This window comes from Alkalihalophilus sp. As8PL, assembly GCF_040939795.1.
GTDB lineage: Bacteria > Bacillota > Bacilli > Bacillales > Bacillaceae_D > Alkalihalophilus > Alkalihalophilus lindianensis.
Map to the genome: position 1 here is coordinate 3,349,176 of NZ_CP162551.1, position 15,717 is coordinate 3,364,892.

Consider the following 15,717-nt stretch of genomic DNA (forward strand, 5'->3'; position numbering starts at 1 on the left):
TTAAGGATGAACTCTTCAAGTAAGGGAGCAGGAATTCATGCTAAAATTACTACGCAACGCTCAAGTGAAGCATATCTTAACTAAATCGAAGCGTCTAGAAATAAGAGCGCAGTTAGAATCCGACTTACTCCAATCAAAACGTGAATTAGCACAATTGACCTTCCATATGCAAAAAACATTAAAAGATTCCAAACTAAAACATAACGAACAGACGATTCGTGAACGATATAAGAAAGAATGCAAGCAAAAGCAAGATCAGATTCATACCCTTACCTTTAAACTCGAGCAACTTGGCCTTCTTAGAGAGGGAATAGAAGTGGACGGGGAAACGGTAGAGACGATTGTTGAATTGACGGTAGGAGATAAATGGGTTGATGTCAATCGACCGATTGAGATTATACTTAAAGACGGAATCATTCAAGATATTCGAGAAAGTAGGAATGAAAAATGATGGAATTATTAAAAGTCGGAAAGATTGTTAATACTCATGGCGTGCGTGGGGAAATCCGTGTAATCTCTACAACTGATTTTGCAGAAGAGCGCTATGCCAAAGGTACGGAACTATGGATTGAGCACCCCGATACAAAAAAGAACACACCTGTTGTAGTAGCAAGTCATAGAGTTCATAAAAACTTTGATCTATTGACCTTTGAAGGCTATCATTCCATTAATGAAGTTGAACCATTTAAAGGAAGTACTTTATTAGTGACAAAAGATCAATTAAGTGAATTAGAAGAAAATGAATTCTACTACCACGAGATTATCGGATGTACCGTTTACACAGATCAGGATGAAGAATTAGGTAAAGTGAAAGAAATTATTGAGACTGGTGCAAATGATGTGTGGGTCATTCGTCGTTCATCTGGCGGAAAAGATATACTAATTCCATATATTGAAGAAGTTGTAAAAGAAATTGATATAGAGGCTCGTACGATCTACATACAGTTGATGGAAGGCTTAATGGAATGAAGATCGATGTTTTAACGCTTTTCCCTGAAATGTTTGAAGGGGTCTTTGGTTCATCAATCTTAAAAAAAGCCGCTGAAGAAGGACATGTTGAATTTCAAGCGATAGATTTTCGTCAGTACGCAACGAATAAACATAAAAAGGTCGATGACTACCCTTATGGTGGCGGGGCAGGTATGGTTTTGAGCCCACAACCGATTTTTGATGCGGTTTCTGAACGGGTGGAAAAAAGTAACACAAAGCCACGCGTCATTATGCTTTGTCCTCAAGGGGAGAGGTATACGCAAACAAAAGCAGAAGAGCTTGCTCGTGAGGAGCACCTTATTCTATTATGTGGTCATTATGAAGGGTATGATGAGCGTGTGCGAGAACATCTAGTTACAGATGAGGTTTCGCTAGGTGATTTCGTATTGACAGGTGGGGAGCTTGGAGCAATGGTTATTGCTGATAGTGTAACGCGTCTATTGCCTAATGTGTTAGGAAATGCGGAATCAGCTGTTACGGATTCGTTTTCAACAGGCTTATTAGAGCATCCACAATATACAAGGCCTGCTGATTTTAGAGGAATGCATGTACCAGACGTTCTATTATCTGGTCACCATGCTAATATTGATGCTTGGCGTAAAAAAGAATCGCTAAGAAGAACCCTTCAGCGCAGGCCTGATTTACTAGAATTGCGTGAACTGACAAGAGAAGAAGAGGCTTGGTTAGCTGAATTAAAAAAAGAGTAGTTATGTAGGTTTAAAAAATGTATGATTCTATTCATTTTTACTTGTGTCTTACTATCCTTTATGGTATTATATTCTTTGTGGCTTAGGCCAGTTACTACGATGTTCCGCTGCAGGAAATTCTGATAAGAGCATCTGTATGGAAGGAGTGGAATTATACGATGAACAACATTATTCGTGAAATTACAAATGAGCAATTACGTACAGATCTTCCTGCTTTCCGTCCTGGTGACACTTTAGTTATCGACGTTAAAGTTGTTGAGGGTACTCGTGAGCGTATTCAAAAATTCGAAGGTGTCGTGATCAAGCGTCGCGGTACTGGAGTTAGTGAAACTTTCACTGTTCGTAAAGTGTCTTATGGTGTAGGTGTTGAGCGTACATTCCCATTACATTCACCGAAAATCGCTAAGATTGACGTGAAGCGTCGCGGTAAAGTACGTCGTGCGAAACTTTACTATCTACGTGCATTACGTGGTAAAGCTGCTCGTATTAAAGAAATCCGATAAGAAATGTGAGAAGGAGCTTAGTTCGCTAAGCTCCTTCTTTTAAATTTAAAAAGTATTCACCGTATACAATCCTATGCTAAAATAGAGAAATGATACATATATTGGGGGCAGAAAGATGGAAAGCAGTAAGTCGAATTCTTTTGAGTGGATGAAAGCTGTCGTTATAGCAATCGTTGTAGCATTTACAATCCGTTATTTTTTATTTGCTCCCATAGTGGTTGATGGTCAATCAATGATGCCTACACTAGAACATAGCGATCGAATGATTGTCAATAAAATTGGTTATGTCATCTCAGAACCGAAGCGATTTGATATTATTGTTTTTCACGCTCCAGGTGGGAAAGACTATATTAAACGAATTATTGGGCTCCCAGGTGATCATATCGAATATCGTGATGATGAATTGCTTGTAAATGGTGAAGTTGTAGAAGAGCCTTATCTTGATGAATTAAAAGAAGCGTATGGTGGAGAGTTTGTAACAAGGAATTTTGAACTGTCCGAAGCAATAGGAGGACAAATTGTTCCAGATGATCATTTATTTGTGTTAGGGGATAATAGACATAACAGTCTAGATTCACGAGATATAGGTGCGATTCATAAAGACGAAGTAATTGGCAAGGCAAATCTCGTGTTCTGGCCATTTGAAAATATAGGATTTGTAGAGTAGGTGATGGCAATGGCAATACAATGGTTTCCTGGTCATATGGCCAAGGCAAGAAGAGAAGTAACGGAAAAATTAAAATTGATTGATGTCGTGATCGAATTAGTGGATGCAAGACTTCCACTTTCATCAAGAAATCCAATGATGGATGAGATTGTTGGACAAAAGCCTCGGCTTGTATTATTAAATAAGGCTGATTTAGCTGATCCTAATGTAACGAAAGAGTGGGCGAAGTATTTTGAAGCGAACGGAGCGACTGTTCTTGCAATTAATGCCCAAACGGGAAAAGGAACAGAGAAGATTTCTGGTGCAGCTCGTAAGTTAGCTATTTCTCTCTTTGAAAAATGGAAAGCCAAAGGGATGAAGCCAAGGGCGATTCGAGGGATGATTCTTGGTATACCGAACGTCGGTAAATCAACATTAATCAATCGATTAGCTTCAAAGAAAATTGCTAAAGTGGGCGATCGTCCTGGTGTCACAAAAAAACAACAATGGATTAAAGTTGGAAATGATGAGCTTGAACTTTTAGATACCCCAGGGATCTTGTGGCCGAAATTTGAAGACCAAATTATTGGCTACCGTCTTGCTGCGACTGGTGCTATAAAAGATGAGCTATTAGATTTTCAAGACATTGCATTATTTGTATTAAATTATTTAAAGGAGCATTACCCAGAGCGTGTGAGTGAGAGATATAAGCTTGAAGAGGTGCCAGAGGATGGACTTGCTCTATTTGATGCGATTGGCAAGAAGCGAGGATGCCTTCTTCCAGGCGGTTATATTGATTATGATAAGGCCGCAGAAATCATTTTGAGAGAATTACGTTCAGGTACACTAGGACAGATTACACTCGAACGACCACCTAACGCTTAATAAGCCGTGGAGACTTGAACAAGTCTTCTGCGGCTTTTATTGTGACTATTCCCCTTCTTAAATCGGAAAAAAGTTAAAATGAATGGAAATGAAGTCGATATAACAAAGGATAGGAGCAACTTGAATGAAACGTTTAGCTATAAAAGAAATTGAAACAAAACTATTTAGTCAAACAGACGTGAATGAAGAATGGTTAACTGAATTGCAAGAGGATGACCGTAAAGGGGTAGAACGTCTTCTGTTGAAATTCCGTAAACAACAAGAGATGCAAGAAAAGCTTACAATGATGCACGAAGAAATGCTTACATATGAGCGCGAGGGCTGGGGAAAAGGCTACACACACATAGCGGGTCTTGATGAAGTAGGTAGAGGACCACTTGCAGGGCCAGTAGTTTCAGCGGCAGTCATTTTACCGCAATCTGTTAACCTACCTGGATTAACAGATTCAAAAAAATTATCCAAAGAAAAGCGTGAGTACTTTTTCGAGGAAATTAAGCGCCAAGCGATTGCTTATGAAATTATGTTTGTTCCAGCTTATGAGATCGATAAGGTGAATATATACGAAGCTACAAAGCTTGCGATGCAACGAGCGATTGAGCAATTGGACATTAAACCAGATTATTTACTTCTTGATGCAATGAAACTAGAAAATCAGCTCCCGCAAGTTTCCTTGATAAAGGGAGATCAGAAGAGTTTAACGATTGCAGCTAGCTCAGTACTTGCTAAAGTTGCTAGAGATCGTTATATGGAAGCACTAGAAGGAGAATTCCCAGGCTACGGCTTTGATCGCCATGTAGGGTACGGAACGCCTGTACATCTAGATGCAATGAAGCGATTAGGGATAACGAAGGAACACCGTAAATCATTTAAGCCAGTAGCAGACTGTATAAAATAAAAAGCAGGGAGGGTGAGGGGATGAACATAAAGGCGACTAGTCAGCACATAACGAACCAATTGAGTCAGACATCGCGTTCACCACTCACATTTTTACCAGGACATATTTTTCAAGGGAAAATCACAAAGCTTTTCCCAAATCATTTGGCTTCACTTTCCATTAACGGAATGCATCTGACTGCAAGACTTGAAGCATCCTTAACCGTTGGTGGGCGATATTGGTTTGAAGTCCAAGAGGGGAGTGGGGTTCCTCGGTTAAAAGTCATTGAAAACTCAGGGAAACAATCAACTGAGTTGACTACAGGTGTCAATCAACAAATGATACGAAAGTTAGGTCTACCTCAATCAAAAGCGATGGAAGCTCTTTTGCTACATTTATCAACTAACCAATTGACGCTGCCAAAAGCTACATTAAAGGATGCCGCCCAACTATTAACCTCTCTTAATCGATACGACCGAGAAGCGATTGAAGTTGTACAGACTATGATACAAAAGAAATTACCCTTAACAAAAGATACAGCAAATGCCCTTCTATCTTTACAAAAGGAACCGATGCTCCATCAGCAATTGCAGCAATTAATGCATGCAACAGAGCAATCTGCACAGCGGCTAGAGCCTACCGTTCAACAACTTCAATCTGCTCTTAAAGCATTTTTTAATCAAAGTCAATGGCAAGAATCACGTTCGCCGGTTCAACATCTTTTAAGTCAACTCACACCATCTTCTTCCACAGAAGGGGAGAGACAAGCTGCTACATCTTTGCTTGTTAAAATGGGCGTGATGAATCCGAATGAAGACGTGCAATCGTTTTTAGCTAGGGTCCATCAAGCAGCTACTGCACCAGAAAACCAACCAGTAGTTAAGCAGCTTCTCCCACAAGCTACTGTCCATTCCCTCACTCAATTAGAGCCTCAAGTAGCCCTTGAGAGAATGATGAACGCTATAGCCATTCCTGCAGGAAAAGATGGAAGTATTCAATTGAATCAATTGCTGCAATTAGTTCAACCATCGCTTAAAGCAGCTGATCTAGAGGGTGTTCTTTTAAAGATTTCTTCACAACCACTAACCAATGATGAACGAATTCAACTAGAAACAACACTAAATCAATCAGTACAGCCTAAGCAAATAGAAGGAATGCGCTCTCCTTTGTCTTCGTTGCAGCAAATCATATCACTATTAGGGTATGACCATGAGAATGAGATGTTCAAGCATCTACAAAACCCTAATCGTTCAGACTTCATACATACCGACCGGCTTAAGGGGATCTTGATGCAACTGCAAAATGAGCTTCCTGAAGGCTTAAAAGAAAAAGTTGGAGAAGTTGTCCAGAGAATCACAGGAAGTCAACTAATGGCAGTAGAACAACAAGGCCCGCTCCATCAAGTGTTGTTACAACTTCCCCTTGCACTAGGTAGTTTTCAGACGGATTTAACGGTGCAATGGGAAGGCAGACGTCAATCAAATGGACAACTTGACCCAAATCATTGCCGTATTCTTTTTTATTTAGAGCTTGAGAATCTGAATGAAATGATTGTAGATATGCAAATACAAAATCGAGTCATTTCTATAAATGTTTTTAATGAGTATGATAAGCCAACGAGTTTAATTTCGTTACTATTGCCGAGCTTGAAAGCAACGCTTGAGCAAAAGGATTATAAGCTTAATGTTTTTGGATGGAAAAAAATCACCGATTATGAGCAACCTAGCCATAAACCGTCCAATGAACAGGTATATAATAAGCGAGTTGACTACCGGGGAGTTGATATTCGCATATGAATCATGAAGCAAAAAAACAAGCAGTAGCCCTTCGATATGATTCAAATAAACAGCATTCGCCAGAAATCATTGCCAAAGGGAAGGGTTTTATAGCGGAGGAATTAATTGAAAAAGCGAAAAGTCACAATATACCTATTCAAGAAGATGCATCACTTGTAGAGTTGTTGGGGCAACTTAACATTCATCAATCGATCCCACCAGAATTATATGAAGTTGTTGCCGAAGTATTTGCCTTCATTTATCGCTTAGACAAAAATCAAACCTGATAGATCGTCTGTTAATCGGGCATACTACATCCCACACACCTTATTTAAAAGGTGGAAAACTTGTGGGAGGTTAGCTCATATGAACCAAAATAAATTAGCTGTGCCTGAAGTTGATTCATTTATGAATGAGTTTAAAGAGGAGTACGCGCAAGAGTTTGGTGTTCATCATTCAATTCAAGAGCAAGACGCGAAAGCGAAAGATATGACAAAGTCGATGCTGAAAAAGGCAAATAAACAAGCTAAATCTGAGGAATGATACCGAAAGCTAGCAATTCGATCTCGAATTGCTAGCTTTTTTATGAATTATTTTTACTCGCGGAAATAGCAAATGAATAAAGCGAAAGTGTATGCTACAGTTGAGTTTTGACGATTTTTTCCTATTAAATTGAAGTAACGATATAGTGAGAATAAAAAGAAATTTGAAAGAGGTTTCACTTTTTACTCCCAAAATATTTTAAAAAATGCTAAAATGAAAGAGGAATTTGTCGTTCATCCATGAAAAATAAGAACGACGTGTAAATTACATGCAATTGATAGGAGGCTGGAGAGAGAATGAATATTCATGAGTATCAAGGAAAAGAACTCCTTCGTCAATACGGAGTTGCGGTCCCTAATGGGAAAGTCGCATTCTCAGTAGAAGAAGCAGTTGAGGCTGCAAAAGAATTAGGCACAGACGTTTGTGTTGTTAAAGCTCAAATCCATGCAGGAGGCCGTGGTAAAGCTGGCGGTGTTAAAGTTGCAAAGAACATGGATGAAGTTCGTACATATGCGGATGAGATTTTAGGTAAGACACTTATTACTCACCAAACAGGTCCTGAAGGTAAAGAAGTTAAGCGCTTACTTGTCGAAGAAGGATGCGATATTAAAAATGAATACTATGTAGGTCTAGTGCTTGATCGTGCTACAAACCGCGTAGTATTAATGGCTTCAGAAGAAGGCGGAACTGAAATCGAAGAAGTTGCAGAAGAAACTCCTGAGAAGATCTTCAAAGAAGTCATTGACCCAGCTGTTGGCCTTCAAGGCTTCCAAGCGCGTCGTATAGCGTTCAATATTAATATTCCTAAAGAACTTGTCGGACAAACTGTTAAGTTCATGATGGGACTATATAAAGCATTCTCTGAGAAGGATTGCTCGATTGCTGAGATCAATCCACTTGTTACTACAGGAGACGGGAAAGTAATGGCGCTTGATGCAAAGTTAAACTTTGATTCAAATGCTCTTTATCGTCAAAAAGACGTACTGGCTTACCGTGATCTTGAAGAAGAAGATGAGAAAGAAATCGAAGCGTCTAAATATGACCTAAGCTACATCTCATTAGATGGTAACATCGGTTGTATGGTTAATGGTGCAGGACTTGCTATGGCAACAATGGATATCATTAAGCACTACAGTGGTGATCCAGCTAACTTCCTTGATGTTGGTGGTGGTGCGACTGCTGAGAAAGTTACTGAAGCATTCAAAATCATCCTATCAGATGAGAATGTTAAAGGGATCTTCGTTAACATCTTTGGTGGTATCATGAAATGTGACATCATTGCAGAAGGTGTTGTAGCAGCTACTAAAGAAGTAGGTCTTGAAATTCCACTAGTTGTACGTCTTGAAGGTACAAACGTAGACTTAGGTAAGAAGATTCTTAACGAATCTGGCCTAAACATCACAGCTGCAGACTCTATGGCTGATGGTGCACAAAAAATCGTTTCTTTAGTAAAATAATTTAAATCGGAATGTATGGTTGATACATTCTATAATAAAGTTCGACAAAATGTTTGTTCAAAAAGAAAGGCGGGACAAAGAGAATGAGTATCCTTATTAACAAAGATACAAAAGTAATCGTACAAGGGATTACAGGCGCTACTGGCCTATTCCACACTAAGCAAGCGATTGAATACGGTACACAAATCGTTGGTGGTGTAACACCTGGTAAAGGCGGAACAGAAGTTGAGGGCGTACCTGTATTTGATACAGTTGAAGATGCTGTAAAAGCAACAGGAGCTAATGCATCCGTCATTTATGTACCACCAGCTTTCGCTGCAGATGCGATCATGGAAGCGGTAGACGCTGAATTAGATCTAGCAATTTGTATTACTGAGGGCATTCCTGTAATGGATATGGTAAGTGTTAGACGTTACATGGAAGGTAAGAAAACTCGTTTAATCGGACCTAACTGCCCAGGTGTTATTACGCCTGAAGAGTGTAAAATTGGTATCATGCCTGGTTACATTCACAACAAAGGTCATGTTGGAGTCGTTTCTCGTTCTGGTACATTAACATATGAAGCAGTTCATCAGCTTTCAACAGCTGGTATTGGTCAGTCTTCTGCTGTAGGTATTGGTGGAGACCCTGTTAATGGAACAAACTTCATCGATGTTTTAGAATTATTCAATGAAGATCCTGAAACATATGCAGTAATCATGATTGGTGAGATCGGCGGAACAGCTGAAGAAGAAGCTGCTGAGTGGATTAAAGCTAACATGAAAAAGCCTGTTGTAGGCTTCATTGGTGGACAAACAGCGCCTCCAGGAAAGCGTATGGGACATGCTGGTGCCATCATCTCAGGTGGTAAAGGAACAGCTGCAGAAAAAATCAAAACTCTTGAAAGCTGCGGCGTAAGTGTTGCTGAAACTCCATCTGTTATGGGTGAAACATTAATTAAAGCTCTTAAAGAAAATGACCTACTTGAGAAGTGTACAACTCACGAAGTAGCAAAATAATGACAGAAGGCTCCTCTTATTTGGGGAGCCTTTTTTATCCCCCATTTTTTCTTTTCTCCTGATTACCCCTCGTTTAAAAAACTCGACATAGAGGATGTGTAAATTCATTGAGTACCTTCCGCCAACGATTGATCCATCTTCATGGCAGTACCCATTTATCTTGGAAGCAATTGCGTGATATCCAACAAGAAGATCCTACACTTCTGAAAATCTATCAACCCTCTTCTTATCATCTAATGAAGCAATTAACTATAAAAAAAGAGAAAGCCGAGAAACTACGATTCTACTTAGATGATAGTGATCCGGTTGAATATGAGAAACAGCTTCAATCTAATAAAGTAATGGTGGTGACGAAGTTCGATGAGTTGTATCCAAAACAACTGCTAGAGCTATATGACCCGCCTTGGGTGATTTATTATCGTGGCAACCTAGAACTACTAAAAAATTCGAAGCAACTCGCAATTGTTGGCACTAGAACACCTACTAATAGAGGGGTTAGAGCAGTTGCTTGTATGGTTGAAGAGCTTGTAAGAGCTCAATTCACGATCATAAGTGGTCTAGCGGAGGGTATAGATGCTTGCGCTCACCAGCAGACTATTTCCAACAAAGGACATACGATCGCCGTTCTCGGTTCGGGATTTGATTTTCCCTATCCTTCCTCTAATAAAGGTCTCTACTCCTACATGTGTCGCCATCAGCTTGTATTGAGTGAATATCCTCCCCATCACCCTCCAAAAAAATGGACGTTTCCAGCAAGAAATCGTATTATTAGTGGCTTGGCAAGGGGGGTTCTCGTCATTGAAGCAAAGACAAGAAGCGGTTCACTCATTACTGCAGATCAAGCTCTAGACCAAAATCGCGATGTTTTTGCCGTACCAGGTCCTTTTGATTGTGAATGGTCTGAAGGCACGAATTTGTTGATTCAACAAGGAGCAAAACTAACTATATCTGCTCAAGATATACTTGAGGAATGGACATAAAATCGTCAATATTTTTCCGAGTTTCTTCTATATAATAGGGGCATTTTTTGTCATTTTAAGCTTAAATCGCCACCGTCTTTTCAAACTCTTGTTTGACAAATGGTAAAAGTCTGTTTAATAATAGGGAAGATTTTAAATTAACTTCGAGAGAGGGAGCTGCTTGTTATGGCCGATTATTTAGTAATCGTTGAATCTCCCGCCAAAGCAAAGACCATTGGTAAATATTTAGGCAAAAAATACATTGTAAAGGCTTCAATGGGACATGTCAGAGACTTACCAAAAAGTCAAATGGGAGTAGATGTTGAGGAAGATTTTCAACCAAAGTATATTACAATCCGCGGGAAAGGTCCCGTGTTAAAAGAATTAAAGACCGCTGCAAAAAAAGTGAAACGAATTTATCTCGCAGCTGACCCCGATCGTGAAGGAGAGGCCATTGCGTGGCATTTAGCGCATAGCCTGAATATCGATGAGACGTCAGACTGTCGAGTTGTATTTAATGAAATTACAAAGCAAGCAATAAAAGATGCTTTTAAAACACCTCGTAAAATCAATATGGATTTAGTAGATGCCCAACAAGCAAGACGAATACTTGACCGTTTAGTAGGTTATAACATTAGCCCACTATTATGGAAAAAAGTAAAAAAGGGCTTAAGCGCAGGACGAGTTCAATCTGTTGCTGTAAAAATGATTATTGAACGTGAAAAAGAAATTCAAGCATTTATTCCAGAAGAATATTGGACAATCCAAGGACAGTTCTCGCTTGGAGATGAACAATTTGATGCGAAGTTTTATGGCGTTAATGGAAAGAAACAGGAATTGAAGTCAGAAGAAGAAGTAAAAGCCATTTTAGCAAAGTTAAAAGGGAAATCTTTTGATGTTAATTCAGTTAAGAAGAAAGAACGTAAGCGAAATCCGGTAACACCCTTTACGACTTCTTCTTTACAACAAGAGGCAGCTAGAAAACTTAACTTCAGAGCTAAGAAAACGATGATGATTGCTCAACAATTGTATGAAGGAATCGATTTGGGTAAAGAAGGTACAGTTGGTTTAATCACCTACATGCGTACAGACTCAACTCGCATTTCAGAAACTGCCCAAACAGAAACAAGAAAATATATTGAAGAGCAATTTGGTAAAGATTATATTAGAGTGGGGCAACGTACCGTAAAAAAAGATAAAAAATCACAAGATGCGCATGAAGCGATCCGTCCTACTGCTGTATTTAAAGATCCTAAAAGTTTAAAGAGTTACCTATCTCGTGACCAACTTCGACTCTATCGTTTGATTTGGGAACGTCTTGTCGCAAGTGAAATGGCCCCTGCAATAATGGACACGATGTCAGTAGACTTAGAGAACGCAGGGGTATTGTTTAGAGCAACTGGTTCTAAAGTGAAGTTCCCTGGTTTTATGAAGGTATATATTGAAGGTAATGATGATGGGAAAAAAGAAGAAGATCGCCTCCTTCCAAATCTTGAAGAAGGTCAAACGGTAAAAAAGGAAAACATTGATCCGAATCAACATTTTACGCAACCACCACCAAGATACACAGAGGCAAGGCTCGTAAAAACGATGGAAGAGCTTGGAATAGGAAGACCATCTACTTATGCACCTACACTTGATACGATCCAAAAACGTGGTTATGTTGCTCTAGAAGAAAAGCGCTTTGTTCCAACAGAACTTGGTGAGATTGTGTTAGAGCTAATTGTAGAATTCTTCCCTGAGATCTTAGATGTAGAATTTACAGCGAAAATGGAAACGGATTTAGACTCAATTGAAGAAGGAAACCATCAATGGGTACATATTATTGATGATTTCTATCAAGGGTTTGAAAAACGTCTAAAAGTAGCAGAAGAAGAAATGAAAGAAGTCGAAATAAAAGACGAGCCAGCTGGAGAAGATTGTGAAAAATGTGGACATGAAATGGTCTACAAAATGGGGCGTTATGGAAAATTCATGGCCTGCTCAAACTTCCCAGAATGCCGAAATACAAAAGCAATTGTAAAAGATATTGGTGTTAAATGTCCGACTTGTAATGAAGGAAACATCGTCGAACGTAAAAGTAAAAAGCGCCGTACGTTCTTCGGATGTGATCGCTATCCTGAATGCGAGTTTATTTCATGGGATAAACCCATTGCACGTCCTTGTCCAAAATGCTCAAGTATGCTTGTTGAGAAGAAGACGAAAAAGGGTGTCAATGTACAATGTTCTTCTTGTGATTACAAAGAAGAAACAAATTAACAGATTAAATTGTTGAATCTTGACGAAAAAAGTATTATGATGTATTAGGATTCAAGCGAATAAGTGGTGATCGATCACTACTGAAAAGATGGTTAGTTGAGACAATCTAGTGTGTATAATGATTGAACGAGAGAAAACCAAGGGTCTGAACCGCTAATGTGCAAGAAAACAACAAGATGATCTCCGTGCGATGATCTTGTTCTTGCCATAGTCACCGTTCAGACCTTTTTGAATGATTTTTAATTGAGTGGAGGCGTTTAGTATGGAACAACAGCATGTAAATGTTATTGGTGCTGGATTAGCCGGAAGCGAAGCTGCATGGCAACTAGCAAAACGTGATATAAAGGTTCATTTATATGAGATGAGACCGGTTAGACAAACACCTGCTCATCATACAGATAAATTTGCAGAACTCGTTTGTAGTAATTCGCTTCGTTCAAATGGATTAACAAATGCAGTTGGTGTGCTTAAAGAGGAAATGAGAAAGCTTGATTCGGTTATTATTGGTTCTGCCGATGATTCATCCGTGCCTGCAGGAGGCGCGCTTGCAGTAGACCGCCATGAGTTTGCTCAACATGTAACAGATCGAGTGAAAAACCACCCTAATGTGACTGTTTTCAATGAAGAAATTTCGGAAATTCCTGAAGGCCCAACGATTATTGCGACAGGTCCATTAACATCTGAAGTATTATCAAAAGAACTTCAGACATTAACTGGTGAGGAATATTTATATTTTTATGATGCAGCTGCACCAATCATTGAAACGGATTCAATTGACCGAGATAAAGTATACTTGAAATCTCGTTATGATAAAGGTGAAGCGGCTTACTTAAATTGCCCAATGACTGAAGAGGAATTTGATCGTTTTTACGAGGCGTTAATTGCGGCTGAAACAGTACCTTTAAAAGAATTTGAAAAGGAAGTTTTCTTTGAAGGGTGTATGCCAATTGAAGTAATGGCTAAGCGTGGAAAGAAGACGATGTTGTTTGGACCAATGAAGCCAGTAGGACTAGAACATCCTGAAACAGGCAAGCGTCCATATGCAGTTGTCCAACTTCGTCAAGATAATCAATCTGGTACTCTCTATAACATTGTTGGATTCCAAACTCATTTAAAGTGGGGGCCTCAAAAGGAAGTATTAAAGTTAATCCCTGGTTTAGAGAATGCAGAAATTGTTCGTTATGGTGTTATGCATCGTAACACATTCATCAATTCTCCAAACCTACTTAAGCCAACCTATCAGTATAAAGATCGCGATGATCTCTTCTTTGCTGGTCAAATTACCGGGGTTGAAGGATATGTTGAATCTGCAGCAGCTGGTTTAATTGCAGGAATTAATGCAGCCAAGCTTGTGAAAAATGAAGAGTTAATCACTTTCCCAGAGGAAACGATTCTCGGTAGCATGGCTAATTACATTACGACTGCGAATCCTAAAAACTTTCAACCGATGAATGCGAACTTTGGTTTACTACCACCATTAGAAGTACGAATCAAAAACAAAAAGGAACGTTATGAACAACTTGCTTCACGAGCTTTAGGCTCAATTCAGAATTTTGTGAAAAAAATGTAAATATTATTGCGGGAGCTACTAAATCGTGTTAGAATTTAGTAGCTCTGTGAGGTGATTCAGGTGAATCAGTCAAAAGATGAACAATGGATCAAAGAATTTATTCGTTTTTTACAGGTTGAGAAAAATTATTCTGTACATACCGTTAAAAGTTATCAACGTGATATAGATGATTTCTGTCATTTCATGAAGAAGCACGAATGCTTTTCATTGACTGAGGTGACATATCTTTTTGTGCGCTCATATTTAACTTATTTACATGAGTTAGCGTATGCGAGAAATTCGGTTTCTAGAAAAATTTCATCCATGCGTAGTCTTTTTCACTATCTAATGAGAGAAGAAATCTTAACGACTAATGTGTTTGCCGAGACCTATCTTCCTAAAAAAGCGGGAAGGTTACCTACTTTTCTGTATGAAGAAGAAATGCTTCAATTATTTGATGCATTTCAAGGTGAGAAGCCTCTTGATAAAAGGGACCGTGCCCTACTAGAACTCCTTTATGCCACAGGAATGCGTGTTAGTGAATGTAGTCATCTAGAAGTAGAAGACATCGATTTTCATATTGGCACCGTGTTTGTAACAGGTAAGGGAAGAAAAGAACGGTATATTCCTATCGGTTCGTTTGCTGTAGATGCATTAAAAGAATATATTGATGATGCGCGAGTAAACATACTAAAAAAGGGGAATGGTGAGACTAAACGGCTTTTTCTGAATTATCGTGGAGGTCCTTTATCGGAGAGAAGTATACGCACCATTTTATCGAAACGAGTGAAAGAAGCTTCTCTTCATCAACATGTACGTCCGCATGATCTAAGACATTCATTTGCGACACATCTTTTAAATAATGGTGCTGATCTACGTGTAGTTCAAGAATTACTTGGACATGAAAATCTATCAACGACACAAATTTACACGCATGTAACGAAAGAGAGATTGCGTGATGTATATAAAAATCATCACCCCCGTGCTTAACAATCGTGATGAGGAGGTCTATTAATGGATGCGAATGCAACTTTTCATGCAACAACGATATTTGCTGTACAACATAATGGTCAATGTGCGATGGCAGGAGATGGGCAAGTTACGTTTGGAAATGCGGTAGTAATGAAACATACAGCTAAGAAAGTACGTAGAATTTATCAAGGGAAAGTTTTAGCAGGATTTGCTGGGTCAGTTGCAGATGCATTTACTCTCTTTGAAAAGTTTGAAAGTAAGCTAGAGGAGTACAACGGCAATTTACAACGAGCGGCAGTAGAGCTTGCTAAAGAGTGGCGGAGTGATAAAGTATTGCGACGCTTAGAAGCCATGCTTATCGTGATGAATCGCGATCATGTTCTTTTAGTTTCAGGTACTGGTGAAGTCATTGAACCAGATGATGGGATTTTAGCAATTGGTTCTGGTGGGAATTACGCCTTATCTGCCGGACGTGCGTTGAAAAAGCATGCGCCTACCTTGTCTGCCAAAGAGATTGCAACGGCAGCTCTAGAAACAGCTGGTGAAATTTGTGTGTATACAAATTTAAATCTAGTCGTCGAAGAACTTCTCTAAAGACTT

The 15,717-nt window shown here is 39.2% G+C and carries 17 protein-coding genes; all 17 read left to right on the forward strand.

All coding sequences use genetic code 11. From position 1 onward, the window contains the following. Positions 1-37 precede the first annotated feature (37 nt). Positions 38-451 (forward strand): YlqD family protein, encoded by a 414-nt coding sequence (locus AB3N04_RS18420; RefSeq protein WP_368504037.1) that lies wholly within the window; start codon positions 38-40, stop codon positions 449-451. After that, a complete protein-coding gene (rimM, locus tag AB3N04_RS18425) occupies positions 448-969 on the forward strand; it encodes a ribosome maturation factor RimM (protein ID WP_368504038.1) in 522 nt (173 codons plus the stop codon). Before AB3N04_RS18420 ends, rimM begins: the two co-directional genes overlap by 4 nt. Further along, positions 966-1,697, forward strand: coding sequence for a tRNA (guanosine(37)-N1)-methyltransferase TrmD (gene trmD, locus AB3N04_RS18430; RefSeq protein ID WP_368504039.1), 732 nt, complete (start codon positions 966-968; stop codon positions 1,695-1,697). The genes rimM and trmD overlap by 4 nt, the downstream gene beginning before the upstream one ends. Positions 1,698-1,855: 158 nt before the next feature. Next, positions 1,856-2,200 (forward strand): 50S ribosomal protein L19, encoded by a 345-nt coding sequence (gene rplS / locus AB3N04_RS18435; RefSeq protein WP_317122591.1) that lies wholly within the window; start codon positions 1,856-1,858, stop codon positions 2,198-2,200. A 115-nt stretch (positions 2,201-2,315) separates the two neighbouring features. Further along, the gene (gene lepB, locus AB3N04_RS18440) at positions 2,316-2,867 is read left to right on the forward strand and encodes a signal peptidase I (protein WP_317122592.1); all 552 of its coding nucleotides are present in this window, start codon (positions 2,316-2,318) and stop codon (positions 2,865-2,867) included. A 9-nt stretch (positions 2,868-2,876) separates the two neighbouring features. Continuing rightward, complete coding sequence (gene ylqF / locus AB3N04_RS18445; protein ID WP_368504040.1) at positions 2,877-3,731, forward strand: ribosome biogenesis GTPase YlqF; 855 nt, start codon at positions 2,877-2,879, stop codon at positions 3,729-3,731. 124 nt (positions 3,732-3,855) lie between these two features. Beyond that, positions 3,856-4,626 carry a ribonuclease HII gene (locus tag AB3N04_RS18450; protein ID WP_368504041.1) on the forward strand — a complete coding sequence of 257 codons (771 nt, stop codon included), beginning with the start codon at positions 3,856-3,858 and terminating at the stop codon, positions 4,624-4,626. Positions 4,627-4,646: 20 nt separating this feature from the next. Then, complete coding sequence (locus AB3N04_RS18455; protein ID WP_368504042.1) at positions 4,647-6,401, forward strand: hypothetical protein; 1,755 nt, start codon at positions 4,647-4,649, stop codon at positions 6,399-6,401. Continuing rightward, positions 6,398-6,667: an EscU/YscU/HrcU family type III secretion system export apparatus switch protein gene (locus AB3N04_RS18460; RefSeq protein WP_368504043.1), complete on the forward strand. Its 270-nt coding sequence runs from the start codon at positions 6,398-6,400 to the stop codon at positions 6,665-6,667. Before AB3N04_RS18455 ends, AB3N04_RS18460 begins: the two co-directional genes overlap by 4 nt. Positions 6,668-6,746: 79 nt before the next feature. Continuing rightward, positions 6,747-6,923, forward strand: a complete 177-nt coding sequence (locus AB3N04_RS18465; RefSeq protein WP_368504044.1) for a small, acid-soluble spore protein, alpha/beta type — start codon at positions 6,747-6,749, stop codon at positions 6,921-6,923. 296 nt (positions 6,924-7,219) lie between these two features. Further along, positions 7,220-8,380: an ADP-forming succinate--CoA ligase subunit beta gene (gene sucC / locus AB3N04_RS18470; protein ID WP_317122598.1), complete on the forward strand. Its 1,161-nt coding sequence runs from the start codon at positions 7,220-7,222 to the stop codon at positions 8,378-8,380. An 83-nt stretch (positions 8,381-8,463) separates the two neighbouring features. Continuing rightward, complete coding sequence (gene sucD / locus AB3N04_RS18475; protein ID WP_317122599.1) at positions 8,464-9,378, forward strand: succinate--CoA ligase subunit alpha; 915 nt, start codon at positions 8,464-8,466, stop codon at positions 9,376-9,378. A 107-nt stretch (positions 9,379-9,485) separates the two neighbouring features. After that, positions 9,486-10,358: a DNA-processing protein DprA gene (gene dprA / locus AB3N04_RS18480; protein ID WP_368504045.1), complete on the forward strand. Its 873-nt coding sequence runs from the start codon at positions 9,486-9,488 to the stop codon at positions 10,356-10,358. 165 nt (positions 10,359-10,523) lie between these two features. Further along, a complete protein-coding gene (gene topA / locus AB3N04_RS18485; protein WP_368504046.1) occupies positions 10,524-12,596 on the forward strand; it encodes a type I DNA topoisomerase in 2,073 nt (690 codons plus the stop codon). 262 nt (positions 12,597-12,858) lie between these two features. Further along, positions 12,859-14,166 carry an FADH(2)-oxidizing methylenetetrahydrofolate--tRNA-(uracil(54)-C(5))-methyltransferase TrmFO gene (trmFO, locus tag AB3N04_RS18490; RefSeq protein WP_368504047.1) on the forward strand — a complete coding sequence of 436 codons (1,308 nt, stop codon included), beginning with the start codon at positions 12,859-12,861 and terminating at the stop codon, positions 14,164-14,166. 60 nt (positions 14,167-14,226) lie between these two features. Beyond that, positions 14,227-15,135, forward strand: coding sequence for a tyrosine recombinase XerC (gene xerC, locus AB3N04_RS18495; protein ID WP_317122603.1), 909 nt, complete (start codon positions 14,227-14,229; stop codon positions 15,133-15,135). Between the two features lie 24 nt (positions 15,136-15,159). Further along, the gene (hslV, locus tag AB3N04_RS18500; protein ID WP_368504048.1) at positions 15,160-15,711 is read left to right on the forward strand and encodes an ATP-dependent protease subunit HslV; all 552 of its coding nucleotides are present in this window, start codon (positions 15,160-15,162) and stop codon (positions 15,709-15,711) included. Positions 15,712-15,717: the final 6 nt, after the last annotated feature.

Bases quoted from the DNA above. Each gene is read 5' to 3' on its own strand.
- AB3N04_RS18420 (WP_368504037.1), top strand. From the start codon at position 38: ATGCTAAAATTACTACGCAACGCTCAAGTGAAGCATATCTTAACTAAA.
- rimM (WP_368504038.1), top strand. From the start codon at position 448: ATGATGGAATTATTAAAAGTCGGAAAGATTGTTAATACTCATGGCGTG.
- trmD (WP_368504039.1), top strand. From the start codon at position 966: ATGAAGATCGATGTTTTAACGCTTTTCCCTGAAATGTTTGAAGGGGTC.
- rplS (WP_317122591.1), top strand. From the start codon at position 1,856: ATGAACAACATTATTCGTGAAATTACAAATGAGCAATTACGTACAGAT.
- lepB (WP_317122592.1), top strand. From the start codon at position 2,316: ATGGAAAGCAGTAAGTCGAATTCTTTTGAGTGGATGAAAGCTGTCGTT.
- ylqF (WP_368504040.1), top strand. From the start codon at position 2,877: ATGGCAATACAATGGTTTCCTGGTCATATGGCCAAGGCAAGAAGAGAA.
- AB3N04_RS18450 (WP_368504041.1), top strand. From the start codon at position 3,856: ATGAAACGTTTAGCTATAAAAGAAATTGAAACAAAACTATTTAGTCAA.
- AB3N04_RS18455 (WP_368504042.1), top strand. From the start codon at position 4,647: ATGAACATAAAGGCGACTAGTCAGCACATAACGAACCAATTGAGTCAG.
- AB3N04_RS18460 (WP_368504043.1), top strand. From the start codon at position 6,398: ATGAATCATGAAGCAAAAAAACAAGCAGTAGCCCTTCGATATGATTCA.
- AB3N04_RS18465 (WP_368504044.1), top strand. From the start codon at position 6,747: ATGAACCAAAATAAATTAGCTGTGCCTGAAGTTGATTCATTTATGAAT.
- sucC (WP_317122598.1), top strand. From the start codon at position 7,220: ATGAATATTCATGAGTATCAAGGAAAAGAACTCCTTCGTCAATACGGA.
- sucD (WP_317122599.1), top strand. From the start codon at position 8,464: ATGAGTATCCTTATTAACAAAGATACAAAAGTAATCGTACAAGGGATT.
- topA (WP_368504046.1), top strand. From the start codon at position 10,524: ATGGCCGATTATTTAGTAATCGTTGAATCTCCCGCCAAAGCAAAGACC.
- trmFO (WP_368504047.1), top strand. From the start codon at position 12,859: ATGGAACAACAGCATGTAAATGTTATTGGTGCTGGATTAGCCGGAAGC.
- hslV (WP_368504048.1), top strand. From the start codon at position 15,160: ATGGATGCGAATGCAACTTTTCATGCAACAACGATATTTGCTGTACAA.